The 25,647-nt window shown below is 70.8% G+C and carries 28 protein-coding genes; 5 read left to right on the top strand and 23 right to left on the bottom strand.

Features of this window, described 5'->3' with window-relative positions:
- Window positions 1–75: 75 nt before the first annotated feature.
- From cls to ubiE, 5 genes are all read right to left on the bottom strand, one after another.
- A complete protein-coding gene (gene cls / locus AEQ27_RS09100; protein WP_054146357.1) occupies window positions 76–1,542 on the bottom strand; it encodes a cardiolipin synthase in 1,467 nt (488 codons plus the stop codon).
- A 33-nt stretch (window positions 1,543–1,575) separates the two neighbouring features.
- Entirely contained in the window at window positions 1,576–2,064 is a 489-nt protein-coding gene (locus tag AEQ27_RS09095) for a YajQ family cyclic di-GMP-binding protein (RefSeq protein WP_043592964.1), read from the bottom strand.
- A 105-nt stretch (window positions 2,065–2,169) separates the two neighbouring features.
- Window positions 2,170–3,552 carry an FAD-dependent oxidoreductase gene (locus AEQ27_RS09090; RefSeq protein ID WP_054146356.1) on the bottom strand — a complete coding sequence of 461 codons (1,383 nt, stop codon included), beginning with the start codon at window positions 3,550–3,552 and terminating at the stop codon, window positions 2,170–2,172.
- Between the two features lie 91 nt (window positions 3,553–3,643).
- Window positions 3,644–4,783, bottom strand: a complete 1,140-nt coding sequence (locus AEQ27_RS09085) for a polyprenyl synthetase family protein (protein WP_054146355.1) — start codon at window positions 4,781–4,783, stop codon at window positions 3,644–3,646.
- Window positions 4,780–5,520 carry a bifunctional demethylmenaquinone methyltransferase/2-methoxy-6-polyprenyl-1,4-benzoquinol methylase UbiE gene (ubiE, locus tag AEQ27_RS09080; RefSeq protein WP_235451038.1) on the bottom strand — a complete coding sequence of 247 codons (741 nt, stop codon included), beginning with the start codon at window positions 5,518–5,520 and terminating at the stop codon, window positions 4,780–4,782. Before ubiE ends, AEQ27_RS09085 begins: the two co-directional genes overlap by 4 nt.
- 52 nt (window positions 5,521–5,572) lie before the next feature.
- Here ubiE and AEQ27_RS09075 point away from each other — a divergent pair, with 52 nt between their 5' ends.
- Both AEQ27_RS09075 and AEQ27_RS09070 read left to right on the top strand, forming a co-directional pair.
- Window positions 5,573–6,805: an isochorismate synthase MenF gene (locus tag AEQ27_RS09075; protein WP_054146354.1), complete on the top strand. Its 1,233-nt coding sequence runs from the start codon at window positions 5,573–5,575 to the stop codon at window positions 6,803–6,805.
- On the top strand, window positions 6,802–8,235 hold the full coding sequence (locus AEQ27_RS09070; RefSeq protein WP_054146353.1) for an MFS transporter: 1,434 nt from the start codon (window positions 6,802–6,804) through the stop codon (window positions 8,233–8,235). Before AEQ27_RS09075 ends, AEQ27_RS09070 begins: the two co-directional genes overlap by 4 nt.
- Before the next feature lie 24 nt (window positions 8,236–8,259).
- Here AEQ27_RS09070 and AEQ27_RS09065 read toward each other — a convergent pair whose 3' ends face one another.
- From AEQ27_RS09065 to AEQ27_RS09055, 3 genes are read right to left on the bottom strand one after another with little or no spacing between them, the layout of a single operon-like run.
- Window positions 8,260–9,111, bottom strand: a complete 852-nt coding sequence (locus tag AEQ27_RS09065; protein ID WP_054146352.1) for a PPK2 family polyphosphate kinase — start codon at window positions 9,109–9,111, stop codon at window positions 8,260–8,262.
- 53 nt (window positions 9,112–9,164) lie between these two features.
- Window positions 9,165–10,919, bottom strand: coding sequence for a 2-succinyl-5-enolpyruvyl-6-hydroxy-3-cyclohexene-1-carboxylic-acid synthase (menD, locus tag AEQ27_RS09060; RefSeq protein ID WP_054146351.1), 1,755 nt, complete (start codon window positions 10,917–10,919; stop codon window positions 9,165–9,167).
- Window positions 10,920–11,279: a PLD nuclease N-terminal domain-containing protein gene (locus AEQ27_RS09055; protein ID WP_054146350.1), complete on the bottom strand. Its 360-nt coding sequence runs from the start codon at window positions 11,277–11,279 to the stop codon at window positions 10,920–10,922.
- Between the two features lie 177 nt (window positions 11,280–11,456).
- Here AEQ27_RS09055 and AEQ27_RS09050 point away from each other — a divergent pair, with 177 nt between their 5' ends.
- Window positions 11,457–11,747, top strand: a complete 291-nt coding sequence (locus AEQ27_RS09050) for a DUF4229 domain-containing protein (RefSeq protein ID WP_054146349.1) — start codon at window positions 11,457–11,459, stop codon at window positions 11,745–11,747.
- 63 nt (window positions 11,748–11,810) lie between these two features.
- Here AEQ27_RS09050 and AEQ27_RS09045 read toward each other — a convergent pair whose 3' ends face one another.
- The 4 genes from AEQ27_RS09045 to AEQ27_RS09030 form a co-directional block, all read right to left on the bottom strand.
- Window positions 11,811–12,767 carry a 1,4-dihydroxy-2-naphthoate polyprenyltransferase gene (locus AEQ27_RS09045; protein WP_082383391.1) on the bottom strand — a complete coding sequence of 319 codons (957 nt, stop codon included), beginning with the start codon at window positions 12,765–12,767 and terminating at the stop codon, window positions 11,811–11,813.
- Between the two features lie 28 nt (window positions 12,768–12,795).
- The gene (locus AEQ27_RS09040) at window positions 12,796–13,956 is read right to left on the bottom strand and encodes an AMP-binding protein (protein ID WP_054146347.1); all 1,161 of its coding nucleotides are present in this window, start codon (window positions 13,954–13,956) and stop codon (window positions 12,796–12,798) included.
- Window positions 13,957–14,044: 88 nt separating this feature from the next.
- Complete coding sequence (locus tag AEQ27_RS09035; RefSeq protein WP_054146346.1) at window positions 14,045–14,953, bottom strand: 1,4-dihydroxy-2-naphthoyl-CoA synthase; 909 nt, start codon at window positions 14,951–14,953, stop codon at window positions 14,045–14,047.
- 43 nt (window positions 14,954–14,996) lie between these two features.
- Window positions 14,997–15,431 (bottom strand): hypothetical protein, encoded by a 435-nt coding sequence (locus AEQ27_RS09030; RefSeq protein WP_054146345.1) that lies wholly within the window; start codon window positions 15,429–15,431, stop codon window positions 14,997–14,999.
- A 42-nt stretch (window positions 15,432–15,473) separates the two neighbouring features.
- On the opposite strand from AEQ27_RS09030, the gene AEQ27_RS09025 reads away from it, so the two are divergent.
- Window positions 15,474–16,490: an o-succinylbenzoate synthase gene (locus AEQ27_RS09025; protein WP_054146344.1), complete on the top strand. Its 1,017-nt coding sequence runs from the start codon at window positions 15,474–15,476 to the stop codon at window positions 16,488–16,490.
- 45 nt (window positions 16,491–16,535) lie between these two features.
- Here the strand turns inward: AEQ27_RS09025 and ccsB are convergent, their stop codons facing one another.
- The 5 genes from ccsB to AEQ27_RS09000 all read right to left on the bottom strand — a co-directional run bounded on the left by ccsB (window position 16,536) and on the right by AEQ27_RS09000 (window position 21,411).
- Window positions 16,536–17,249, bottom strand: a complete 714-nt coding sequence (gene ccsB, locus AEQ27_RS09020; protein WP_082383390.1) for a c-type cytochrome biogenesis protein CcsB — start codon at window positions 17,247–17,249, stop codon at window positions 16,536–16,538.
- Between the two features lie 292 nt (window positions 17,250–17,541).
- The gene (locus AEQ27_RS09015) at window positions 17,542–19,392 is read right to left on the bottom strand and encodes a cytochrome c biogenesis protein ResB (protein WP_082383389.1); all 1,851 of its coding nucleotides are present in this window, start codon (window positions 19,390–19,392) and stop codon (window positions 17,542–17,544) included.
- Window positions 19,376–20,140, bottom strand: a complete 765-nt coding sequence (locus AEQ27_RS09010; protein ID WP_054146343.1) for a cytochrome c biogenesis CcdA family protein — start codon at window positions 20,138–20,140, stop codon at window positions 19,376–19,378. The genes AEQ27_RS09015 and AEQ27_RS09010 overlap by 17 nt, the downstream gene beginning before the upstream one ends.
- Window positions 20,141–20,767: a TlpA disulfide reductase family protein gene (locus AEQ27_RS09005; RefSeq protein WP_054146342.1), complete on the bottom strand. Its 627-nt coding sequence runs from the start codon at window positions 20,765–20,767 to the stop codon at window positions 20,141–20,143.
- Entirely contained in the window at window positions 20,764–21,411 is a 648-nt protein-coding gene (locus AEQ27_RS09000) for a histidine phosphatase family protein (RefSeq protein WP_054146341.1), read from the bottom strand. Before AEQ27_RS09000 ends, AEQ27_RS09005 begins: the two co-directional genes overlap by 4 nt.
- Window positions 21,412–21,531: 120 nt before the next feature.
- Between AEQ27_RS09000 and aspS the strand changes: the two genes are divergently transcribed.
- Window positions 21,532–22,866, top strand: coding sequence for an aspartate--tRNA(Asn) ligase (gene aspS, locus AEQ27_RS08995; protein ID WP_054146340.1), 1,335 nt, complete (start codon window positions 21,532–21,534; stop codon window positions 22,864–22,866).
- Between the two features lie 65 nt (window positions 22,867–22,931).
- On the opposite strand, the gene AEQ27_RS08990 is transcribed toward aspS, so the two are convergent.
- The 6 genes from AEQ27_RS08990 to AEQ27_RS08970 all read right to left on the bottom strand — a co-directional run bounded on the left by AEQ27_RS08990 (window position 22,932) and on the right by AEQ27_RS08970 (window position 25,628).
- Window positions 22,932–23,279 (bottom strand): hypothetical protein, encoded by a 348-nt coding sequence (locus AEQ27_RS08990; RefSeq protein ID WP_054146339.1) that lies wholly within the window; start codon window positions 23,277–23,279, stop codon window positions 22,932–22,934.
- Between the two features lie 77 nt (window positions 23,280–23,356).
- A complete protein-coding gene (locus AEQ27_RS08985; RefSeq protein ID WP_152970250.1) occupies window positions 23,357–24,124 on the bottom strand; it encodes a hypothetical protein in 768 nt (255 codons plus the stop codon).
- A gap of 97 nt (window positions 24,125–24,221) precedes the next feature.
- Window positions 24,222–24,488, bottom strand: coding sequence for a glutaredoxin family protein (locus AEQ27_RS08980; protein ID WP_054146337.1), 267 nt, complete (start codon window positions 24,486–24,488; stop codon window positions 24,222–24,224).
- A gap of 89 nt (window positions 24,489–24,577) precedes the next feature.
- Complete coding sequence (locus tag AEQ27_RS16560) at window positions 24,578–24,676, bottom strand: 30S ribosomal protein bS22 (RefSeq protein WP_003792170.1); 99 nt, start codon at window positions 24,674–24,676, stop codon at window positions 24,578–24,580.
- Window positions 24,677–24,782: 106 nt separating this feature from the next.
- Window positions 24,783–24,977: a helix-turn-helix domain-containing protein gene (locus AEQ27_RS08975; protein WP_043593002.1), complete on the bottom strand. Its 195-nt coding sequence runs from the start codon at window positions 24,975–24,977 to the stop codon at window positions 24,783–24,785.
- A gap of 114 nt (window positions 24,978–25,091) precedes the next feature.
- Window positions 25,092–25,628, bottom strand: a complete 537-nt coding sequence (locus AEQ27_RS08970; protein ID WP_082383388.1) for a helix-turn-helix transcriptional regulator — start codon at window positions 25,626–25,628, stop codon at window positions 25,092–25,094.
- Between the last annotated feature and the right edge of the window lie 19 nt (window positions 25,629–25,647).

Raw genomic sequence — 25,647 nt, 5'->3', positions numbered from 1 at the left:
GCACCACGTTCTGTCGGCGTGTCCCGACGGAGTTGTCGCGATTTGCACACGTGGGTCAGGGGCGGAGCGGGGCGGTCACTGGACGGCGGAGGTGAGGCGGGCGACGTTGTCGAGGACCTTCGAGCGGAAGGGGCGCGCGAGCCACTCGTCGAGGAACAGTTCGCGGCTCGAGTCGCGGTACGTCTGCTCGACCTCACGCAACCGGCTGACGAACTCACGTCCTCGCACCATGATCGAGATCTCGAGGTTGAGGCTGAAGGACCGCATGTCCATGTTGCTCGAGCCGATGACGGCGACCTCGTCGTCGATCGAGAAGTGCTTGGCGTGCAACACCGTCGGCGAGCGGTAGAGGAAGATGCGGACCCCCGACCGCAGCAGGGCCTCGTAGTAGGAGCGCTGCGCGTGGTACACCACCGGCTGGTCGCCGATCTCGCTGACGAAGAGCTGCACCTCGAGCCCCCGCTGGGCTGCCGTCGTGACGGCGTAGAGCATCGACTCGTCGGGCACGAAGTAGGGACTCGTGATGATGATGCGCTCCTGCGCGCTGTAGAGCAGCGAGTTGAACAGCCGCAGGTTGTTCTCGCCGTCGAAACCCGGCCCGCTCGGCACCACCTGGCAGTCGATCGTCTCGAGCCGGTCGGCCGTGTGCACGGGGTCGGTCTCGCGGAGGAGCAGCTCGTCGGTCTCGCTGTACCAGTCGGTGACGAACAGGGCGTTGATGCCCGCGACGATGGGGCCCTCGAATCGGACCATGAAGTCCTTCCACTCGAGGCCGCGTCGCTTGTTCTTGCGTTTCTGGTAGCTCTTCTCGACCATGTTCTGCGAGCCCGTGAAGGCCACGCGGCCGTCGATGACGAGCAGCTTGCGGTGGTTGCGCAGATCGGGTCGCTGGTATTTGCCCCGCAACGGCAGCACGGGCAGCATGAGCTGCCACTGCACGCCCATCGCGTCCAGCCGTCGTCGCGCCTTGCGGTAACCCGGGTACCCCCGACTGGCGATGTGGTCCATCAGCACTCGGACCGTGACGCCCCGTCGACGGGCGTTCTCGAGCGCGAGGAAGAACGGCTCCGTCGTGCGGTCGAGGCTCGTGATGTAGAACTCGGCGTGGACGTAGCGGTGGGCCTCGTCGATCGCCTCGACCATGGCCGCCATGGACTCGTCGTAGTCGGTGTGCATCTCGCCGGTGTTGCCGCCGACCAGGGGCATGGCACCGAGCGTGCGGTTGAGTTCGACCACCGAGTCGAGCCAGGCCGGCCACGGGTGGTCGCGCTTGACGCGCTCCATGCCCTCGGTCGTCTCGATGATGTACTTGTTGATCTCGCTCTGCTTCTCACGACGCCGCGCGGGCAACTTGGTGCTGCCGATCAAGAGGAAGAGGACGAACCCGACGTACGGGATCAGGAAGATCGCGAGCAACCACGCGGTGGCCGTCTGCGGCCGCCGGTTGATCGGCACGTAGACGATCGCGAACACCCGGATCGCGATGTCGAGCACGATGCCCAGCACGGCGATCGTCGGCGCCACCCAGGCGGGTTCGACCATGGACGGGACCTCGGAGCCGTGTGCCGCGGGTGACTAGCGGAAGTTGACGAACTGCAGGTCGACGTCGAGGTCGGCCTTCTTCAACAGCGCCATGGTGGCCTGGAGGTCATCACGACTCTTGGACTGCACGCGCAGCTCGTCGCCCTGGATCTGGCTCTTCACGCTCTTGGGGGCCTCGTCGCGGATGATCTTGCCGATCTTCTTCGCCGCGTCCTGCTCGATGCCCTGCTTGAGGGACGCCTCGATGCGGTACTCCTTGCCGCTGGCGAAGGGCTCACCGACGTCGAGGTGCTTGAGGCTGATGCTGCGCTTGATGAACTTCGACTCGAGCACGTCGAGCACGGCCTTGACGCGCTCTTCGGTGGCGGCCTTCAGCAGCAGTTTCTCGCCGCTCCAGTCGACCGAGGCGCCGACGCCCTTGAAGTCGTACCGCTGCTCGATCTCTTTCTGGGCCTGGTGGAGGGCGTTGTCGGCCTCCATCTTGTCGACCTTGCTGACCACGTCGAAGGAACTGTCTGCCATGGGGACCACCTTACCGACGACCACCGAGGTCGGTGACGACCGCGCGCCTCCTCGGTTCCCCCGTCGAGGGGAGCCGAGGAGGCGCGGTGCGGGCGACCGGGGAGGTCAGGCCGGCGTGGACTCCGCTTCGACGGCGCGCGAGACGCGCACCATCTCGTCACGCTCGACGACCTTGACCCGGGCACGCTCGTGCTCGTGCGAACCGCCGAGAGCGATCTCGTGCTCGTCGAGCCGGTGCCAGCCCTCGAGGTCGGTGTACTCGACGCCTCGCTGCTCGAGCAGGGCCGGGATGGCCTCGTCGGACGGGTCGACCGGTTGCCACCAGCTGGCCTGGTCGTTGATGAGGTGCTTGACGGTCTCCATCGCGTCGGACTTCGTGTGACCGATGAGGCCGACGGGGCCGCGCTTGATCCACCCGGTGGCGTAGACGCCGGGGACGATCTGGTTGTCGTCGTCCATCACCTGGCCCTCGTGGTTCGGGATCACGCCGCGGCGCTCGTCGAAGGGGATGCCGTCGAGGGGCGAGCCGAAGTAGCCGACCGCGCGGTAGACGGCCTGGATCGGCACGTCGCGCAGTTCGCCCGTGCCCTCGACGCCGCCCTGGCCGTCGGGCCGGGTGCGCTCGTACCGGAAGGCCGCGACACGACCGTCGGCGTCGCCGACGACCTCGACGGGCTTGGCGTAGAAGTGCAGGTGCAGGCGACGCGACGCCGTGCCGACCTCGCGCTGCCGCCACTGGTTCAGCACCTTGTCGATGACGAAGACCTGCTTGTTGGTCGCGATGGCCGTCTTCGACGCCTCGTCGTGGTCGAAGTCCTCGTCGTAGACGATCATGTCGACGTCGCGCACCTCGCCGAGCTCGCGCAGCTCGAGCGGCGTGAACTTGACCTGTGCGGGGCCCCGGCGACCGAAGACGTGCACGTCGGTGATCGACGACTGCTTGAGACCCGCGTAGACGTTGTCGGGGATCTCGGTGGGCAGCAGGTCGTCGGCGTGCTTCGCCAGGATGCGCGACACGTCGAGGGCGACGTTGCCGACGCCGACGACGGCGACCGACGTCGCGTCGAGCGGCCAGGTGCGGGGGAAGTCGGGGTGACCGTCGAACCAGCTGACGAAGTCGGCCGCGCCGTAGCTGCCCTCGAGGTCGATGCCGGGGATGTCGAGGTCGGCGTCCTTGATGGCACCGGTCGAGAAGATGACGGCGTTGTAGTGCTTGCGCAGGTCGTCGAGCCCGATGTCGACGCCGTAGCGGACGTTGCCGAAGACCCGGATGTCACCGCTGTCGAGGACGTCGCGCAGGGCGTTGACGATGCCCTTGATGCGGGGGTGGTCGGGGGCCACGCCGTAGCGCACGAGACCGTAGGGGGCCGGCAGCTGCTCGAAGAGGTCGATCGAGACGTCGAAGGCCTTCTCGGCCTTCGCGAGGATGTCGGCGGCGTAGATGCCGGCCGGTCCGGCGCCGACGATGGCCAGTCGCAAGGTGGTCACGGGTTCTCCCTAGATCTGGGGTGGCTCGGCGGGGCCGGCCGGTTGGACGGTGGTGCTCGAGGGCGGGACGGGCGGGGGGGCGCGGGGCCGGTCAGGCGGGGCGCTCGACCACGCGGGCGGCGAAGCGGGGGGGCGCCTTCTTGACGGGCCCGTCGGGCAACGGCGCGAGGGCGTCGAGGGCCTCGCGGGCCCAGCGGTGGGCCTCGACCCGGGTGCGTTCGGTGACCTCGTGCTCGCGGACCCGTCGGACCAGGTCGGCGAACTCGTCGTCGAGGTGGGCCGTCGCGTCGGCGAGCGGTGCGGACGAGCCGCCCTCGGCGGTCGGCTCGACGCTCGACCGCTGCGCCGCCGCCCGCGTGGCGTCGACGATGCGGTCGATCTCGGACAGGAGGGACGACGCCTCGAGGTCGGTCTGCGCCTGCTGACGCAGGGACAGCACCGGCCGCGTGACGACACCCGCCCGCAGGGCGGTGCCGGCCTTCTTGCCGGTCTCGGCGGGCTGGTCGGACAGGTCGATGACGTCGTCGATCAGCTGGAAGGCGATGCCGATCTTCTCGCCGAACTCGGCGACGGGTGCGAGGTACTCACGCGGTGCCCCGCTGAACATGACGCCGGCACGCGCGGCGGTCGAGATGAGCGACCCCGTCTTGTCGGCGAGCACGTCGATGTAGTGGGCGATCGGGTCGTCGCCCTCGCGCGGACCGACCGTCTCGTGGAGCTGCCCGAGGCAGAGCCGTTCGAAGGTCTCGGCCTGCAGCAGGATGGCCTCTTGGCCGAGCCCCGAGACGATCGTGCTGGCGCGGGCGAACAGCAGGTCGCCGGCGAGGATCGCGACGTTGTTGCCCCACACGGTCTGGGCGCTGGGGACGCCACGACGCATCTGCGCCTCGTCCATGACGTCGTCGTGGTAGAGCGAGGCGAGGTGGGTGATCTCGGTGGCCTGGGCCGAGGCGACGATGCCGGGCGTCGCGCCGTCGCCCAACTGGGCGATGAGCAGGGTCAGCGTCGGTCGGACGCGCTTGCCGCCCGCGGCGAGCAGGTACCGCGTCGTGGCGTCGGCGATGTCGTCGGCGAAGGCGATCTCTCGCAGCAACCCTTCTTCGACGAGCTCGAGGCCGTCGTCGACGGCGGCGACGAAGCGACGCTCGGTCGGCGTCGCGAAGAGCTTCTCGCCGAGACCGAGCGATCGACCCAGCGAGTTGCGCTGCGCGGGAGGTGCACCGGCGTTCACGACGAGGCCCGCTTCGACCGCGAGGAGGCGCGCGCGGCAGCCGAGGCCGGCTTGCGTCCGCGGTGCAGGGCGACGATGCCGAAGCTGAGGTCGCGGTGGGCGACGCGGGTGAACCCGGCGCCGCGGAGCCACTGGCTGAGGACCTGCTGCTCGGGCCACTGCTCGATGGACTCGGCGAGGTACGAGTAGGCCGGACCGTTGCTGCTGGTGAGCTTGGCGACGAGGGGCATGCCGTACCTGAGGTAGGCACGGTACGCGGCACGCAGCAGACCGAACGGCGGGGTGGAGAACTCGCAGACGACGAGGCGGCCGCCGGGCTTGAGCACGCGGTTCATCTCGGCGAGTGCGACCTTGGGCCGGTTGACGTTGCGCAGCCCGAACGAGATGGTGACGGCGTCGAAGGTGTCGTCGTCGAAGGGCAGCGACTCGGCGTTGCCCTCGACGAACTCGAGCTCGGGGTGGCGTTCGCGGCCGACCTCGACCATGCCCTTGGAGAAGTCGAGGGCGACGACCTCGGCACCCCGCTGGGCGATGGCCGCCGAACTGGTGCCCGTGCCCGCCGCGATGTCGAGGACCTTGTCGGCCGGACCGGCACCGATCGCCTTGACCGTGGCGATGCGCCACAGGACGGCGTTGCCCGCCGAGAGCACGTCGTTCGTGCGGTCGTAATGGCGCGCGACGCCGTCGAACATCGAGGCGACCTCGTCGGGTTGCTTGTTCATGTCGGCCTTGGTCACGATGGTGGATCCTACCGTCAAGCACTGGGGGTGTCCCGAGTAGGGTCGACGAGTGAAGTCCCCCGCGTCCCGCGTTCCGTCACTCGCCGTCCGCACCACGCGCATCGACCACGTCAGCCCGTTGCTCGACGTCGTCGACCGGGCGCGTCCGCTGGTCTTCGTCCGCGGCGGGGCGGGCATGGCGGGCGTCGGCGAGGCCCTCCGTCTCGAGTTCTCCGGGCCCGGTCGCATGACCGAGGCCGCCGATGCCTGGCGCGCCGTGGCGGCCGCCGCCACGGTCCACGACGAGGTCGGCGTGCCCGGCACCGGGTTGGTCGCGTTCGGCTCGTTCGCGTTCGACGACGAGTCCGCCGAGACGAGCGTGCTGATCGTCCCGAGCATCGTCATCGGACGGCGCGACGGGGTCGCCTGGATCACGCGGGTGGACGGGGCCGAGCTGCCGGCGGGGAAGCCGGTCGGCGCCTCCGTCCGCCTCTCGCTGGTCGACGGCGCCCTGGGTGCCGACGGTTACGGGCAGGCCGTGGCGCGGGGCGTCGACGCCATCGGCGACGGCCGCGTCAGCAAGGTCGTGCTCGCCCGCGACCTCGTGGGCACGTTGCCACCCGAGGCCGACCTGCGCCTCGTCGCCGCCACCCTGCTCCCCGCCTACCCCGACCGCTACGCGTTCGCCGCCGACGGGCTGATCGGGGCCAGTCCCGAGACGCTCGTCAAGTCCGAGCGCGGCGAGGTGTCGGCCCGGGTGCTCGCCGGCAGCGCGGCTCGCGGCGTCGACGCGACGACCGACGAGCAGGCCGCCCTCTCGCTGGCGACGTCACCGAAGGACCTCGACGAGCACGCCTTCGCCCTGCGCAGCCTGCTGCTCTCGCTCGGGCCGCACGCCCGCGACGTCGTGACCGGCGAGCAGCCCTTCACCCTGCGCCTCCCGAATCTCTGGCACCTCGCGAGCGACGTCCGCGGCCGCCTCACCGACGGCTCGAGCTCGCTCGACCTGATCGCCTCGCTGCACCCGACGGCGGCCGTCGCCGGCACCCCGACGCAGGAGGCGCTGGCCCTGATCCGAGAGCTCGAACCGTTCGACCGTGGTCGCTACGCCGGCCCGGTCGGCTGGGTCGGTGCCGACGGCGACGGCGAGTGGGCCATCGCCCTCCGCTGCGCCCAGGTCGATCGGGACGGATCGGTGCGGGCGTTCGCGGGGGCCGGCGTCGTCGCCGAGTCCGTGCCCGAGCGCGAGGTCGCCGAGACGGCCATGAAGTTCCGCCCCGTGGTCGACGCGTTCAGCCGATGACCGGGTCCGTTCCCGCGCCCGGGTCCGCGCCCACGCCGGTGACGACGTGGTCGCGTCCGGTCGCCCTCGTCGTGGCGGCCGCGTTCTTCATGGAGAACCTCGACGCCACCATCCTGTCGACGGCCACCGCGACGATCGCGAGCGACTTCGCGGTCCAGCCCGCCCAACTCGGGCTCGCCGTGACCGGCTACCTCGTCGCCGTGGCGGCGTTCATCCCGCTGGGAGCCTGGCTCGCCGAACGCTGGGGCGCCCGTCGCGTGTTCCTCGCGGCGGTCGTGCTGTTCGTCCTCGCCTCGGTGGCCTGTGCCGCGAGCACCGACCTGGTCGCCCTCACGGCGTCCCGGGTCGTGCAGGGTCTCGCGGGCAGCATGATGGTGCCCATCGGCCGGCTGATCGTCCTGCGCAGCACCGAGAAGTCCGAGCTGATCCGGGCCATCGCCTATCTCACCTGGCCCGCACTCGTCGCGCCGGTCGTCGCGCCGCTGCTCGGCGGGCTCCTGACCGAGCACCTCGGTTGGCAGTGGGTGTTCCTGGTCAACGTCCCGGTCGGCCTCGCGCTGCTCGTCGTCGCCTGGCGGGTCGTCCCCTCCCCCGAGGTCGGCGACCGCCGACCGCTCGACCTGGTGGGCCTGGCGCTCGTGGCCGGCTCGATCGTGGCGCTGGTCCTGGCCTTCGAGCTGCTCGGCGAACCCACGACGCTCCTGCCCGGCGTGCTGCTGGTCGTCGCCGCGGTCGTGCTCGGTCTCGTCGCCGTGCGGTGGTTCCGCCGGGCGGCGCACCCGCTGCTCGACCTCGCGGCGTTCCGCATCGGGTCGTTCCGCGTGACCAACCTCAGCGGATCGCTCTACCGGGCCGTCGTGAACGGCATCCCTTTCGTCGTCCCGTTGCTGCTGCAGGACGGCTTCGGCTGGTCGCCCGTCGAGGCGGGCCTCATGCTCATGTGGGTGTTCGTCGGCAACCTGGCCGTGAAGCCGTTCACGACACCCCTGTTGCAGAGGTTCCGCGTCGTCCCGATCATCGTCGTCGCGACGGTGGCCCTCGCGGCGACCTTCGTCGCGGCCGCGCTCGTCGGTCCCGAGACCTCGCCGGTGGTCGTGGCCGGGGTGCTGCTGCTCAGCGGCGTCTTCCGTTCCGTCGGCTTCACGGCCTACAACACCCTGCAGTTCGCCGACGTCCCGGCCGAGATGATCGGCCCGGCCAACGCCATCGCGTCCATCACGAGTCAGCTCGCCGTCGGACTCGGCGTCGCCGCGACGGCGCTGGCCGTCCGCGTGGCCGACCTCGCGGCCTCGACCGACGGCCCGGCACCCGCGGCATCCGGTTACCAGGCCGCGTTGATCGTCCTGGCCGTGCTGGCCCTGCTCAGCCTGATCGAGGGGCTGCGGCTGCCCAAGGGGACGGGCGACGCGCTGCGGACCCGCGCCTCCTAGGCTCGTCCCGTCGCCGGGTGCTGGCTACGAGGTGGCGAGCTTGGTCCTCTCGAGCTCGACGTCGAACTGCGCGACGGGCCAGTCGAGTCCGCGCGACGCGAGGGCGTCGGTCAACAGCTTCTGCACGGCGATCCGGGCGTACCACTTGCGGTCGGCCGGCACGACGAACCACGGGGCGGTCTCGGTCGAGGTGCGACGGATCGCCGTCTCGTACGCGTCCTGGTAGTCGTTCCACACGAGGCGCTCTTCCAGGTCGCCGGGGTTGTACTTCCAGTGCTTGTCGGGGCGGTCGAGCCGGTCGGCGAGGCGTTCCTTCTGCTCGTCGGACGAGATGTGCAGCATCACCTTGACCAGGGTGGTGCCGTTCGCGACGAGCTCGTCCTCGAAGGCGACGATGTCGGCGTACCGCTGCTCGATGTCTTCGGGCGGGGCCAGGCGACGCACCTTGCCGATCAGGACGTCCTCGTAGTGCGACCGGTCGAAGACCCCGATCATGCCGGGGCCCGGCAGCTCGCGCCGCACCCGCCAGAGGAAGTCGTGCGCGAGCTCGTCGGGGGTCGGCGCCTTGAACGCGTGGTGCGCGACGCCCTGGGGGTCGACGGCTCCCACGACGTGCCGGACGATGCCGCCCTTGCCTGCGGTGTCCATCGCCTGCAGGACGAGCAACACGTTGCCGGTGCTGCCCCCGCTCCGGCTCTGGGCGAACAGCTTCTCCTGGAGCTCGCCCAGGGTCTCGCGGCCCGCCTCGAGCGCCTGCTGCGCGTACGCCTTGTCACCGGCGAAGCCGGGCGTCGACGACGTGTCGACGTCGGCGAGCACGAAGCCCTCTCCGGCTCGGAGGGACTGGGGGGGCGGGGTCGTCCACGGCTTGGCCATGCCCTCGACCCTACGGCCGAGCGCCCCGGTCCGGGCCGCCGTGGGGCGGACGGTCAGCGAGAGAGGGGCACCTCGATCAGCACCGGGCCGTCGTACCGGGCCACGAGAGCCTGATCGAGTTCGGCCCGCGTGGCCGCCTCGACGTACTGCCAGCCGTAGGCGAGGGCGAGGGCCGAGAGGGCGACCTCGTGCGGGGTGAACTGCACACGGGTCATCGCCTCGGGCGACGCCGTGGCCGCGACCTCGAGCCCGTCGAAGATGGTGCCGCCACCGTCGTTGCCGACGACCACCTGCAGCCGGGGCCTCGTCTCGCCGAGGCCGAGGAGCATCGAACCGACGTCGTGCAGCAACGTCAGGTCGCCGACGAGCACCCGGGTGGTGCCGGCGGTGGGGGCGTCCCGCCGGCTGGCGAGCGCGATGCCCGTGGCGGTGGCGATCGTGCCGTCGATGCCGGCCAGCCCCCGGTTGGCGTGCACGGGGATCTTCTTGCCGGGCACGACCTGGTCGAGCTCGCGGATCAGTCGCGACGCCCCCAGCACGAGGCGGTCGTGCGGCCAGCTGACGCGCCAGAGGGCCTCGGCCAGGGCTCGACGCGTGACCGGCCGACGCAGCAACTGGACCTCGCGCCGCAGGAACTCGGCCTGCTCGGCCGCCTCGCTGCGATCGGACGCACCCTCGACCGTGGGGGCGCCGGCGTCGTCGGCGTCCGGCCGGGCAGCCTCGGCCTCGGCCTCGGCCTCGAGAAGCCGACGGCCGGTGTGCACCCAGCGCCCCACCCACGCACGATGGACGGCGTCGTCGATCGAACCGGACCCCGAGGAGGCGCGGGTCACCTCGACGGCCTCGACCACGCGGGCCGAGCGACTCGGGTCGTAGGCCTCGGCCCCCGCCGCGCGGACGACGACGACCTCGACCCCGTCGCGGGTGAGCAGCGACGGGATCTGACGACTGAGGGTCGGGTGACCGAAGACCACCACCCGTCGGACGCGACCGCCGAAGTCGGCGTCGTCGAGGAGGGCACGGTACGACGAGACCAGGTGCGGCCCGAAGCGGGCCCCGCTCGAGACCTCGGCCACGAGCGGTGCGCCCAGTGCCCGGGCGACGGCCTCGGCCTGGGGGCCGGCGGCGTGACCGGCGACGACCAGCGTCGCGGGGTCGACGTCCACCTCGAGGGCGACCGGTGCCGCGGCGGGCGCGATCTCGACCGGCTCGGGGTGGGCGACGGGCAGCGACTGCTCGCCGGACGACAGGGGCTCGCGGAACGCGACGTTCAGCTGGACCGGACCGCGCGACCGCCCGAGGGCGCCGTGGGAGTCGCCGCCGAGGGCCTCGGCGACTGCCTCGCGGGCGAGGGTGCGGACGGCTTCGTGGTCGACCGGGCCGGAGCGCGGTGCCTCGACGTCGCGCACCCAGCCGACGGCGCTCGCGAACAGACCCGGTTGCACGGTGGTCTGGTTCGAGCCGATCCCGCGCATCTCGAGGGGACGGTCGGCGCTCAGCACGATCATCGGCACTCCCGAGTGGTGCGCCTCGAGGACGGCGGGGTGGAGGTTCGCCACGGCCGTGCCCGATGTGGTGACGACGACGCTCGGGACGCCCGTCTCGGCGGCGAGCCCCAGCGCGAGGAAGCCACCCGAGCGCTCGTCGATGCGGACGTGGACCGACAGCCGGCCGGCCGTCTCGAACTCGGCGGCGGCGAGGGCCAGGGCCTGGCTGCGGGAGCCGGGGCTGAGCACGACGTCACGGACACCGGCGTCGGCGAGGGACGCGAGGAGCGACAGGGCGTACTCGGTCGACGGGCTGGTCACTTACTGCTTGCCGGTCTTGTCGTCGTTGTCGAGGTCGAGCAGCTCTTGCTCGAGTCGACGGATGCGCTCGTCGGTCGTCTCGCGGTCGAGATCGCTCGTCGTGCGCCAGGACGTCCCCGAGAACTCGGGATCGTCGTCGGGCGCGACGGTGCGCACGGCGGCGGGGCGACCGCTCTTGCGGGCCCGCCCGAGCACGAACCACAACACGGCCCCGATGACGGGGGGGAGGACGATGACGACGGCCCAGAGCGGCTTGTTCAGCGCCCGGAACCGTGAGGCGTCGGCGAACAGGCAGTCGATGAGCGCGAAGATGACGAATGCCGCCGCGGCGACGATGCCCACGATGAAGAGCCTGACCATGGACCGAGCCTAGTTCTCGATCCGGTGCAACGCCTGATGGTCGGTCGGCCGTTGCGGAGCTGTGACGTACGACTCCCGGCGGTGCTGCGCCGCGCCCCCCCGGCCCTGCGGGGCGGGTCCGTACGGGCCGTCCGGCGCGCGGCGGGTGCACACCTCGCGGACCGTAGACTCCTCGTCGTGAACCCCTGGCTCAAGTACTCGATCGTCCGCCTCGGCCTGTTCGCCGTCGTGCTGGGCCTCCTGCTGGTGCTGAGGTTCGACCCCTTCTGGGCCACGCTGATCGCGGCGGTCGTCGGCTTCTGCGTCTCGTACCTGTTCTTCGCCCCGCTGCGCCGCAAGGGCGCCCTCGACCTCGCCGCCCGCCGGTCGCGACCGGCGAAGCTCGACGCCGCCTCGGTCGCCGAGGACGGGGCGATCGCCGACGACGCCGACGCCGATCGCGCGCGCCGCACCGACGACCAGGCCTGACCCTCCCGGGCCGAACGCCCGGGGCAGACCCCTGGACGAGCAGCCCCTGAGAGGAGCAGACCCCTAGAAGAAGAGCGCCGCCGACAGGGCGAGAGCCCAGACCAATGCAGTCAACGACGACAGCTGCAGGGCGAGGATGAGCTCGCGAGGGGTCTTGCCCGTGACGCCGATGACCGCGGCGGGCACCGCGACGATGAGCGTGAAGTAGACGTAGGGCGCGTGCAGGTACAGGAACGCGAAGTACACGAGGATGAAGAACGGCAGCAGCAGGAAGAGCGCGTAGAGCGCTCGCGCCACCGGGTCGCCGACGACCACCGCGAGGGTGCGCTTGCCGGCGGCGGTGTCTTGCGGGATGTCGCGCACGTTGTTGATCATCAGGACCGCGCAGGCGAACAGCCCGGCGGCGACGCCCGCCACCCAGGCGTCGAACGGGAACTCCCGCAGCTGCACGAACGTCGTGCCCACGGTCGCGACGAGTCCGAAGAACACGAAGACGAAGAGCTCGCCCAGGGCGTTGTAGCCGTAGGGCCGTTTGCCGCCCGTGTAGAACCACGCGGCGACGACCGCCGCGGCCCCGACCGCGAGCAGCCACCAGATCTGGGTGATGACGACGACGACGACACCGGCGACGGCCGCGAGGGCGAAGAACGCCAGCGCCACCTTCAGCACGGTCTTCGGGCGCACGCTGCCCGAGCCGGTCAGGCGCGAGGGCCCGACCCGGAAGTCGTCGGTGCCGCGGATGCCGTCCGAGTAGTCGTTCGAATAGTTGACGCCGACTTGGAGGAACACCGCGACGGCGAGGCAGAGCAGCGCCAGGGTGAGGTCCCAGCCGCCGTTCGCCCGGGCGACGCCGGTCCCGAGGGCGACCGGGGCGATGCCCAGCGGCAGGGTGCGTAGGCGCGCACCGCCGATCCAGTCGCCGGCCGTCACGCGACGGACCGGCTGCTTGCCGGGCCGCCCGCCGGGTCGGCCACCGGGGCGGCCGCTGCGCTTGGGGGTCGAGGTCTTCGTCTTCGCCACGGGGTCGAGTCTAGTTCGCAGCCGGCTATCAGCTTGCCGCGAGGTCGGCGACCAGGCGGGTCAGGGCCACCCGGTCCGGCTTGCCGCTCGCGAGCAGGGGCACCGTGTCGACCCGGACGATGCGGTCGGGTGCCGCGGCACGACCGACGACGGCCGCCACCGCAGACCGCAGGGCCGCGAGGCCGTCGGCCGACGTCGGTGCAGGAGGCGCGGCGTCGGTGACCACGACGGGCACCTCGCCCCACCGGGCGTGTGCCGCGCGCACGACCACGGCGTCGGCGAGCCCCGGCTGCTCGCGCACGACCCGCTCGACCACGCCGAGCGACACCTTCTCACCGCCCGAGACGATCACGTCGTCGAGCCGGCCGCTGACGGTCAGCACCCCGTCGGACGACACCGCGCCCGCGTCGCCCGTGCGGTACCACCGCAGGCCGTCGCGCACGACGAAGGCCGCGGCCGTGCGCTCGGGATCGTCGAGGTACCCCTCGGCCAGCGACGGCCCGGCCAGCTCGACCTGGCCGTCGACGACCTCGACGCGGGTGCGGCCCACGGGCACGCCGTCGTACACGCACCCGCCGCTGGTCTCACTCGACCCGTAGGTGCGCACGACGGTGACGCCGAGGCGGCGGGCCCGCTCGACGAGGGGGGCGGGGGTCGCCTGCCCACCGACCAGCAGGGCGTCGAAGCGGCGCATCACGTCGGCGACGGCGGGGGCGGCCTCGGCGACGTCGGGCGCCCCCGCGAGCGGGGCCGGGACGAGGGGCGAGGACCGGACGGGGTGGTCGAGCCGCCCGGCGGCGGCGACGAAGGCACCGACGTCGAAGTGCCCCGGCGCGAGCAGGGCCGGCTCGGTACCGGCGGCGAGCGAGCGGACCAGCACGTTCAGGCCCGCGACGTAGTGCGCCGGCAGGGCGAGCACCCACTGCCCCGGCCCGGCCAGAGCGCCGTCGGCCGCGGCGGCACCGGCGAGCGCGGCGACAGGGGACAGCGCCACGCGCCCCGGGCGGCCGCCCGAGCCACTGGTCTCGACGCCCAGTGACACCGCCTGCGGCACGACACCGGGCAGGTCGACGGGCACGCGGTCGTCGGTCCGGGGGGCGACGGCGGGACCGCCCTCGAGCGCGACCCGGAGCGCGTCGAGCACGGCACCGGGGTCACGGGCGTCGACGGCGAGCAGGGGGCGGGTCACGCGCCGCGCCTCCGGACGGACCGTCGGGGGCGACCCGAGCGGGCGCCCGGACCCGTCGGACTCGCGGACGCAGACGCAGACGCAGACATCAGTACTGCCAGGGGAAGGGCGACCAGTCGGGCGCGCGCTTCTCGAGGAACGAGTCGCGCCCCTCGACGGCCTCGTCGGTGCCGTAGGCCAGACGGGTCGCCTCGCCCGCGAAGACCTGCTGGCCGACGATGCCGTCGTCGGTCGCGTTGAAGGCGAACTTGAGCATGCGGATGGCGGTCGGGGACTTCGTCAGGATGGTGCGGGCCATGGCGAGCGCCTCGCGTTCGAGGTCGGCGTGCGGCACGACGCGGTTCACGGCCCCCATCTCGTAGGCGCGATCGGCGCTGTACTCTTCGGCGAGGAAGAACACCTCGCGTGCGAACTTCTGCCCGATCTGCTTGGCGAAGTAGGCGCTGCCGTACCCCGCGTCGAACGAGCCCACGTCGGCGTCGGTCTGCTTGAACCTGCCGTGTTCCCGGCTCGCGACGGTCAGGTCGCAGACCACGTGCAGGGAGTGCCCACCCCCGGCGGCCCATCCGGGCACCACGGCGATGACGACCTTGGGCATGAACCGGATCAACCGCTGCACCTCGAGGATGTGCAGCCGTCCCGCCGACGCCGGGTCGGGCACGTTCGCCTGGTCGCCCTCGGCCTTGTAGCCGTCCCGACCACGGATGCGCTGGTCCCCGCCGCTGCAGAACGCCCAGCCGCCGTCCTTCGGGCTGGGACCGTTGCCGGTGAGCAGGACGACCCCGATGCGGCTGTTCATGCGGGCGTCGTCGAGCACCCGGTAGAGCTCGTCGACCGTGTGCGGCCGGAACGCGTTGCGCACCTCGGGACGGTCGAAGGCCACGCGGGCCACGCGGCCGTCGACGCTGTGGTGGTAGGTGACGTCGGTCAGGAAGTCGAAGCCCCCGACGCTGCGCCACTCGGTCGGATCGAACAGGTCGGACACCTCGGAAGCCATGTCGCCAGCCTACCGACGGGGTCCGACCTCGCCACGACCGGGGTCAGACCGTCGAGACGAACCGCCCGATCAGCCAGACGAGCACGAACGGGTTCGACAGCGAGCTGAGGATCACGGCGGCCACCCCCCACCAGCGACCACGGCGCATGACGACGGCCATCAGGCCGACGACCCCGACGACGATCGAGGCCAACAGGGTGACGAGGGCGAGGACGGCGGCCGGGCTCACGGCGTCCGCGGCGAGGAGGCCCAGGGCCAGTCCGTCGAGGGCGAGCAGCACGATCGCCAGCACGAACGTGACGACGCCCAGCCGTCGGCTGCGCGGGGGCCGGTCGACCTCGTCGTGACCGGGGCCGTCGAAGACCTGGAGGTCGTCGGGCTCCGACGCGTCGCGGCCGCTGCCGTCACTCCCCCGGGCGGCACGCTCGTCGGGTGACCACTCCGGTTCTCGGGCGGGTACGGGTTCGCGGTCGACCATGACGCACGACCTTACCGGGGTCGCCGGTGCGACACTGAGCGGATGCCGACCGTCGACCGTGAGCCGTCCACCACTCCCCCGCTGCCTCCCCTGGCCGACCTGGTCGAGGACGCCCACGTCGTCCGCCTCCCGCTCCGCACGCGCTTCCGCGGGCTCGACGAGCGCGAGGCCCTGGTGGTCGAGGGCCCGTCGGGCTGGACCGAGTTCAGCCCCTTCCTCGAGTACGGGCCCGCCGAGTCGGCCGCCTGGCTCGCGGCCACGATCGACTTCGGCTGGGGCCGACTCCCCGACGTGCGTGCCCGTCGGGTGCCGGTCAACGCCACCCTGCCGGCGGTCGCCGCCGACCGGGTGCCCGACGTGCTCGCCCGCTACCGCGGCTGCCGGACGGTCAAGGTCAAGGTCGCCGAGCGCGGGCAGACGCTCGCGGACGACATCGCCCGTGTCGCCGCGGCCCGGGACTGGGTCGGCCCCGAGGGCCGCGTCCGCGTCGACGCCAACGGGGGCTGGTCGGTCGAATCGGCCGAGGAGGCGCTGGTCGGCCTGGCACCGTACGCCCTGGAATACGCGGAACAACCCTGCGCCACGGTGCCCGAGCTCGCCGAGCTGCGACGCCGCGTCTCGGGGCTGGGGGTGCTCGTCGCGGCCGACGAGAGCGTCCGGAAGGCCGACGACCCGCTGGCCGTCGCCCGGGCCGGCGCCGCGGACCTCCTCGTGATCAAGGCCCAACCGCTCGGCGGCGTCACCGCCGCACTCCGGATCGTCGCCGCGGCCGGATTGCCCGTCGTCGTCTCGAGCGCCCTCGACACGTCGGTCGGGCTCAGCATGGGCGCGCACCTCGCCGCTGCCGTGACGGACCTCCGCCACGACTGCGGCCTCGGCACGGCCGCCCTGCTCGGGGCCGACGTGACGCGCGATCCGCTGCTGCCCGTCGACGGGGCGATCGACGTACGCCGTGTCGACGTCGACGTCGACCTGCTCCGCCGTCACGCGGTGGACGACGACCGACGCGGGATGTGGCTGGAGCGGCTTCGCGCCTCCTACGCCGTGCTCACCGACTGACGTCGGTTCACGCGGCTCGCCGGGCGGCACCGAAGAGCCGGTCGGTCAGAGACCCGAGTAGGCGTGCAGGCCCTTGAAGAAGACGTTGACGACCGAGAAGTTGAACATGACGGCGGCGAACCCGATGATCGACAACCACGACGAGCGGGCCCCACGCCACCCGCGGGTCGCCCGCGCGTGGATGTACCCGGCGTAGAGCACCCAGATGATGAAGGTCCAGACCTCTTTGGTGTCCCAGCCCCAGTAGCGACCCCAGGCCCGCTCGGCCCAGATGGCGCCGGCGATGAGGGTGAAGGTCCAGAGGACGAAGCCGACGAGGGCGATGCGGTAGGCCAGGTCTTCGAGGCGTTCGGCACCGGGGAGGGTGTCGAGGAAGCGCAGACCGGCGAGCTTGGACTGCTCACGTCTCGTCTGTACGAGCTGCGCGGCCGAGAGCCCGGCGGCGATGGCGAAGAACGCCGTGCCCAGGATGGCCACGAAGACGTGGATCACCAACCACGCCGACTGGAGCGCCGGCGGCAGCGGCGAGACCGCCACGTAGTAGTTGACGGTGCCGATGGCGAGCAGCACCAGGTTGAGGCCCATGACGTACGCGCCGAGGAACCGCAGGTTGACCACCAGTTGCACGGCCAGGTAGACGCCGACGATGATCGCGGTGCCGGTGAGCGAGAACTCGAACATGTTGGCCCACGGCACGCGACCGGCGGCGAGACCGCGCAGCACGACCGAGGCGACGTGAACGACGACCCCGAGCAGCATCCTCGCGATGGCGACGCGCGCGAAGCTCGAGGCCGGGGCGGGCGCCCGGGGGGGGCCCCGCCCCCCGCCCCGCCCGACGGTCGGTCAAGGACGACCGTGCTGCCACCCGATGCCGAGCGCGAGACGGACGCCGTCGCGAGGGCTTCGGCCTTGGCGGCACGGGCCGCCGCCTGCTGGGCGTCACCGGACCGCTTCGCCAGGTCGAGGGCGAAGGCCACGAACGAGATCGTGTAGATGGCCATCGCCGAGTACACGGCGACGAGCGAGTAGTAGGCGAGGTCGGCGGTCACCATCAGATCTTACGTCCGCGTCCGCCAGCAGCGGGGCCGGGTTTCTCGACGTCGTGACGGGCCGGGTCGTCGGCCACCTCGCGGGCGACGTCGGCCGGGACGCCCAGACCGCCGAGGTGCGTCTTGGCGATGTCGCCGACGGCGCGTCCGAGCGTGGGGTCCTCGCCGCGGGCGAGCCCGGCGTACTCGAGCCGGACGCCGTCGTCGGTCTCGGTCGCCTTGACCCAGACCCGGCGGCGCGGCACGAACAGCGCGGTCAGCAGACCGGCGAACGAGAGCCCGGCGAAGAGCAGCACCCAGACCTGCGACGGGTCGTGGTGGATGTCGAACGAGGCGAACCGTTTGACGCCGTCGAAGGTGATCGTGCCCAGACCGTCGGGGATCGTCGCGGTCTCGCCCGGGGTCAGCTGCACGGCCTTCTCTCGCGCGTCGTCGTCGGTGCCGGCCAACGGGGTGAGACCGTCGGTGTCGAGCGTGTAGACCGACGTCGGCACGCCCGCGTCGAGCCCGAGGTCGCCCGAGTAGACGTTCAGGCTGAGCACGGGGTTCGTGGTGTCCGGATCGGTGGACGTCAGGGCCCCCGTGCCGTTGTCCGCCGCCGTGGGGTAGAAGAACCCGATCATGCCGAGCTGGTCGGGCAGGGCGTCGGGCACCTTGATGACGCCGAGCGAGGTCAGGTTCGTGTCCTGCGGCAGGAACGGCACCGTGTCGCGGAAGGCGACGTTGCCCTCGCCGTCGCGCACCGTCACGTCGACCGCGTAGCCGTTGCCCAGCAGGTAGACGTTCGAGCCGCCGATCGACAGGGGCGAGTTGACCTTGATCTGCGTCTTCTCGGCGTCGCCGCCCCGCGCCTGGGCGGTGACGTCGGCGGTGAAGTCGGTGGCCATGCCGGCGGCACCCGCGGTGTCGGGCGCGTACTCCGTCGAGAACTCGTCGAGCGCGATCGAGAACGGCGAGAGCTGTGTCTCGTCGAACCATCGTCCCGGGTTGAAGGAGTCGTACGAGCCGAGCACGTTCGAGAACGTCTGCCCCTCGACGACGACGCGCTGGCCCGAGTACCCGAAACCGCCGCCGACCCCGACGGTCAGCAGCACCCCGACGAGGGCCGAGTGGAAGACCAGGTTGCCGGTCTCGCGCAGGTAACCGCGCTCGGCGCTGACCGAGTCGCCGAAGACCTGTGTGCGGTAGCCGGAGCGCTTCAGCTGGGCACGGGCCGCGTCGACGGCACGGGCGGCCGTGATCGCGTCGTCACCCGCGCCTCCTGCGGTCTCGAGGGTGATCGACCGGTAGCCGGCCAGGCGCGACAGCCGCGCGGGGGTCTTCGGCGGGCGGGCCCGCAGCGCCTCGAAGTGGTGCCGCGTGCGCGGGATGATGCAGCCGATCAACGAGATGAAGAGCAACAGGTAGACGGCCGAGAACCAGGGCGACGAGTAGGTGTCGAAGACGCCGAGCTTGTCGAGCACGGGGAACAGGTCGGGGTGGTCGGTGCGGTACTGGACGACGCCGTTGGGGTCGGAGGTGCGCTGCGGCACGAGCGAGCCGGGGATCGCCGCGACGGCGAGCAGCATCAGCAGGAAGAGCGCGGTCTTCATGCTGGTCAGCTGCCGCCAGAAGAAGCGCAGGTAGCCCAGGGGGCCGAGCTTGGGCTGCGTGATGCCCGCACCGTCGGACGGCCCCGGGCGGACCGAGTCGATGTGGTCGCTCGGGCGCGACGGGTCGCCGCCGACGTCGGTCGCGTCGGCGTCGGTCAGCTCGGTGTCGGTCACCCCGGTGTCGGTGCCGGTGTCGGTGCCGGCGGCGGCCGAGGAGGCGCGGGTCGCGTCGCCCCCGTCGCGGTCAGACGATCGTGCCATAGGTCGCGATCACCGCCCCGACGTGCGACATGAGGCTGGACCAGAGGCCCGTGACCATGAGCAGACCGATGAGCACGAGCAGTGACCCTCCGACGATGTTGACGACGCGGATGTGCCGCTTGACGAACGAGATGGACCGGGAGGCCCAGCCGAAGCCGAGCGCGACGAGCAGGAACGGCACGCCGAGGCCGATGCAGTAGAAGGCCCCGAGCAGGACGCCCTGCCAGGCCGAGCCCGAACCCAGGGCGAGCACCTGTACCGCGGCCAGGGTCGGGCCGATGCACGGCGTCCACCCGATCCCGAAGACGATGCCGAGCAGCGGCGCCCCGGCGAGGCCCGTCTTCGGGAGGAACCCGGGCTTCAGGGTGCGCTGCAGGAACGTGAACTGTCCGATGAAGACGAGGCCGAGCAGGATCACCACGACGCCCATGACGCGCGTGACGACCTCGCGCCACTGGATCAGCCAGAACCCCGCCGAGGCGAAGGCGAGCGGGGTGCCGACGAAGACGACCGAGAAGCCGAGGATGAACGGGACGCCGCCGAGCACGAGCCGGCGGCGGTCGCGGCGCTTGGCCCCTGCCTCGGGCGCCCCGGTGGTCAGACCGCCGACGTAACCGAGGTACCCCGGCACGAGAGGCAGCACGCAGGGTGACAGGAACGAGATGAGCCCCGCCAGCAAGGCCACCGGCAGGCCGACCGCGAGCTGACCGCCCACGACCGCGTCGAAGAAGGGATTGCCCTGGTACACCTAGGACGTCTCGGCGAGGGTGTCGGAGATCAGGGTGTCGAGGATGCTCGGCCCGTCGAGACCGCCGAGGATGCGCGCCGCGATGCGGCCCTGCTTGTCGAGGACGATCGTGGTCGGGACGGCGTTGGGCGCGATCGTGCCCGCGAGGGCGAGTTGGACGGCCCCGTCGTTGGCGTCGACGACCGACGGGTAGGTGACGTCGAAGGTGCGCGCGAAGGCCAGGGAGGTGTCGGCCTGGTCACGCACGTTGACGCCGAGGAACTCGACGCCCTTGTCGGCGTACGACTGGTTGAGCTTCTCGAGTTCGGGCGCCTCGAGGCGGCAGGGCGGGCACGCGGCGTACCAGAAGTTGAGGACGACGACCTCGCCCTCGTGGTCGGACCGTGAGACGGTCTCGCCGGCGTCGGTCTCGGCGGTGAACGCGACCGGGTCGGTGCGGTCCTCGGGCGCGATCTCGGTGACGGTGCCGTTGCCCGAGATGTAGTTCTCGGTCGTGCCGTTGCCGTACTGCGTCGCGAGGTCGTCGGCCGTGGACGAGCACCCCGTGGCGGCGAGGGCGACCACGCCGGCCAGGGCGAGGCCGCGGGTCACGAGACGGGCACGGGTCGGGCGGATGGTCTGGCTCACACTGCTCCCAGGTCGACGGCGGACTGGTTCAAGTGTGCAGCGGGTTCCTGGTAGCCGACCTCGACGAAGCCCCCCTCGCGGCGCTCGAGCGTGGTGATGCTCGAGAGCGTGCAGCGGCGGCGGCGCGGATCGTGGAACAGGCGGGCGCCGGTGACGCTCCGGTGGACCATCCAGATGGGCAGCTGGTGGCTGACGAGCACGACGTCGCCCTCGTCGACGCTCGACCAGGCCTCGTCGATCGCCGAGAGCATGCGGGCGGCGATGCTGACGTAGGCCTCGCCCCAGCTGGGCTTCAGGGGGTTGACGATCCACGGCCACTCGGCCGGCACCTTGAGCTGCTTGGCGATGCTGAAGTCGCTGCGGCGCCCCTCGTACTTGTTGCTCGGCTCGACCAGCCGCTCGTCGACCTGCGTCTCGAGCCCGAAGGCCGACGACCACGGCACCGCACTCTCGCGGGTGCGCTGCAGCGGTGAGGCGAAGACGGCTCGGACGGGAACGCCCTGCTCGTGGAAGGCGTCGGCCGAGGCGGCCGCCATGCGGTGGCCGAGATCGCTCAGGCCGAACCCGTCGAGGCGGCCGTAGAGCACGTGCTCGGGGTTGTGCACCTCACCGTGCCGGACGAGGTGGATCTGCTGCGCGGGCATGCGGACGAGTCTAGGTCGGGACCGCCTGCACACCTCCCACACGGGAACCCCCAAGCTCGCCGGTGCCCGGGCGGACCGTCCGGCGGGCCGTGGGAGGCGGTGACTGTAAACTCGGGCCTCGTGATCGAACGCACCCTCATCAAAGACCTGTCCGCGTTGCCCGACGGACCCGTGACCGTGACCGGCTGGGTCGAGACCGTGCGTGACCAGAAGAAGGTGCAGTTCGTCGTCCTCCGCGACGAGTCCGGCGCCCTCCAGCTGGTCCGCCCCCGCACGGCCGCGGACGTTCTCGAGGCCGCCGGCGAGACCGACGACGTCGCCGACGCCATCTCGTCGCTGTCGCAGGGCAGCTTCGTCACCGTCACGGGCGAACTCAAGCACGACGAGCGCGTCAAGCTCGGCGGCATCGAGGTCAAGGTCGAGACGCTCGTCATCGACTCGCTGGCCGACCCCGAGACCCCGATCGCCGCCGACAGCAGCATCGACAAGCGCCTCGACTGGCGCTTCCTCGACCTGCGTGTCCCCCGCAACGCCCTGATCTTCCGCGTGCAGACGACCTTCGAACACGCCCTGCGCACCTGGTGGATCGAGCGTGACTACGTCGAGATCCACACCCCGAAGCTCATGGCGACCCCGAGCGAGTCGAACGCCGAGCTGTTCAAGGTCGACTACTTCGACGGTGTCGCCTACCTGGCGCAGAGCCCGCAGTTCTTCAAGCAGATGGCCCAGTCGGCCGGCTTCGGCAAGATCTTCGAGATCGCCCCGGTGTTCCGCGCCGACCCGTCGTTCACGTCGCGTCACGCGACCGAGTTCACGGGCGTCGACGCCGAGATCAGCTACGTCGAGAGCCACGAGGACGTCATGCAGATGCAGGAGCAGCTGCTGGCCTTCGCCTTCCAGGCCGTGGCCGACAAGCACGGCGCCGAGATCAAGGAGCTGTTCGACGTCGACGTCGTGGTGCCCACCGTGCCGTTCCCGCGCATCCCCCTCGCCGAGGCCAAGCGCATCGTTGCCGAGCGCGGCTACGAGGTGCCCCGCGCCGACGCCGACATGGACCCCGAGGGCGAGCGCCGGATCGCCGAGTACGTCGCGGAGCAGTTCGGCCACGACTTCGTGTACCTGACGGACTACGACGCCTCGATCCGCCCGTTCTATCACATGCGTCATGACGACGACCCGCAGCTCACCAAGAGCTACGACCTGATCTACCGCGGCACCGAGATCACCACGGGTGCGCAGCGCGAGCACCGCATCGAGGTGCTCGAGCAGCAGATCCGCGAGAAGGGCATGAAGCCCGAAGAGCTCTCGAGCTACCTCGACTTCTTCCGCTACGGCGCCCCCTCGCACGGTGGCTTCGGCATGGGCCTCGCCCGCGTGTTGATGCTCATGCTGCACCAGGCCAACCTGCGCGAGGTGACCTTCCTCTTCCGCGGCCCCACGCGCCTCCAGCCGTAGGCCCGCCGCACGAATCGGTTGATGGGCGGTCCGGTCTCGATTGAGACCGGACCGCCCCCTTTTCTTTAGTCCTGGATTGTGCGGCGAATGGGACCGACGGCGACGGCCCTCGAACAAGCGACGAGGGCGAAGAGACCCAGCACCACCAGAGCCGCGACGGTCGGCACGGGCGACGACGTCGATTCAGTCAATGAGACGGCTGTGATCGTGACGAGAAGGCCCAGACCGAAAACGACCGCCGCCGGGACTTCCTTCGCTCGCGTCCGCCACCACCCGCTGCCACTGGCGACTACTCGCGGCAAGCCGCCGATCAGCACCAAGAACACGAGTAGCACCACCGTTTGATCGAACCGCCTCAGCACGCCCGTGGCGTGCAACTCAAGCCCCCCGGCCATCATGACGATGGCGAGCAACAGCCCTCCACGAGTCGGAGGGGCATAGCTGACTGTCACTGACCGACGAGGAACAACACGATCATTTCCTCGTTGATTCATTGACGGCAATTCTCGATGACGGGCCAAGTGACCAGGCTTGGCAACGTCGTGCGCCTGATACCCACGCACCGCCCCTGGGCCACCGCCGAATTCGCAGTCTGCACCATCGCCGCCGTCGCGATTCCGCAGGCCCATCCGACAGGCCCACACGCTGCGGCGATGAGTGCTGCCACAAGACCTGAATTGGTCAGCTGCCTCGTCTCGTTCCGGCTGTACATGACGGTGCAGAACTGAAAGTTGCACTCGAGTCGCGCCATGATCGTCACGGGGAACGTCGTTGGCACATCGTCCAAGCGCTGCCGGACAATGTTGCCGACTATCTCGTAGGACGAACGAAGATCTCGCCCGTCCGCGTCGATGGCCACGGGTGGTGCGAGCGAGTTGATGGCAGATCCGTTGTCGTCCAAGATCCGCACGCCTCCCCGTTCGTCGAGTTCGAGACGAGCCGGACGCCCGTCGATCAGGACCTCGAAACCAAAGTCGACTAGCTCTTGCTCGCTCAGAACACGGATGTACTGCCCGTCCGCGCCTGCCTCCGCGTTGCTCACACCTTGACGCGTTCGGCGCGAGGACGACAACCCTCGCGGGTTTTCGCCCGACACGAAAGAAACCACGTGCCCCTGGCTCTCAACGGACATGACGACCCCTGCTTCGTCGGGCTGATCAGCAGCAAATGCCCCACTCCCTGTTCCGGCGATCGACGTCATCACCAGCATGAGCACTACAGCAATCGACGGCCTGGTCGTCCTGTTCTTCCAGATCATGTCCTCTTCCAATCTGTGCATCTTTGCACTCAGGAAGAGCGTGCCATCTGAAACGGTTGATTGGAAGAAGAAATATTGGGCATGCGAATCATGCGAATCATGCGAAAGAAGCGCGGAGCGCCGTCCGCAGGCGCTCCGGCTCGACCCGCCAGATGGTGTGCACGCGACCGTCGATCAACACGACGGGGATCTCTTCCGCGTACTCGGCGGTGAGCTCGGCGTCGTCGAGGATGTTCTTCTCGTCGACGGGAAGAGCGGCATCGGCGAACTCGGCCTCGGCCAGCACGTCGTGCAGCGTGGACCGGGCGTCGTCGCACAGGTGGCAGCCCGGCTTGGTCAGGAGGGTGATTCGCGGTTCGGCCATGCCCTCAAGGGTAGCGAGGGCCGAATGCCCCCGGGCACGACGAAGGCCCCCGGCGACCGGTGGTCGGCGGGGGCCTTCGTGTCGAGCGACTACTTCTTGTTGCGACGCTGGTGACGAGTCTTGCGGAGCAGCTTGCGGTGCTTCTTCTTCGCCATGCGCTTGCGACGCTTCTTGATGACAGAACCCATAGAGGACCTCACTGATTTCTGGATTGGACCGACCGGGTCCGAAACAGAACCGCGGAAAAATGCCTCGGGTCAGTCTACTAGGACGGCCCGAGAAAGTCGAAGCGGCCTAGCCGACGTCGGCGATGCCGATGCGCAACACGGCCGCGACGGCCGATTCCGGCACGCGGAAAGACCGCCCGAAGCGGATCGCCGGGAGCTCGCCCGAGTGGACCATGCGGTAGACGGTCATCTTCGACACGCGCATCATGTCGGCCACCTCGGCGACCGTGAGGAACCGCACATCCGACAGATCCTGCGACATGACCCTGCCTCGACTCGGGCCCCGGGGCGGGGCTGTGGAGCAGACGGGTGTTTCCCGTGTGCCTGGGGGCAACTCTAGGGGCGCGTGTGACTCGGTGTAAAGGTCGGTCGGACGCTACTGCCCGGTGCGTCCAAGGCGCTTGCGCACGGGATCGATGACGCGCTCGTCGAGGGCACCGAGCGCGCTCTGCGCGTCGTGCAGGGCCGAGGAGGCGCGGTACTGCGCCCCGGCCGCGTAGCGACCCAGCGTGCTCCCGACGTCCCCGGCGTCGGGCAGGTTCTCGGCCGCCCTTCGGAGCGGGGCGGGCACGGTGGCCCCGGCCCAGGCCGCGAACGGCGTGCTGGCCAGGGCCTCGGAGGTCAACGAGTCGGCGCTGACGAAGGGGATCAACCAGTCCTCGACGACCTCGAGCGGCCCCGGCTCGAGCGAGTAGTAGCGGTGCTGTCCCTCTTCGCGGACCCGCACGAGACCGGCCTCGCGCAGCACCCGCAGGTGCTTCGAGACCGTCGGCTGGCTGACGCCGAGCGACGTGACCATCTCGCCCACGCTGATGTCGGCGTTGGCGGAGTCGGTCGACAGCGACGCGTCGAGCAGCACCTTCAGGAGGTCTCGGCGGGTGGCGTCGGCGATCACGGCGAAGATGTCCGGCATGCGACCAGCGTAGTGACCC

It is taken from the genome of Frigoribacterium sp. RIT-PI-h (assembly GCF_001297205.1).
Classification (GTDB): domain Bacteria; phylum Actinomycetota; class Actinomycetes; order Actinomycetales; family Microbacteriaceae; genus Frigoribacterium.
The sequence above is the reverse complement of the archived record's forward strand: the minus strand, read 5'-3'. Positions and strand labels throughout refer to the sequence as shown.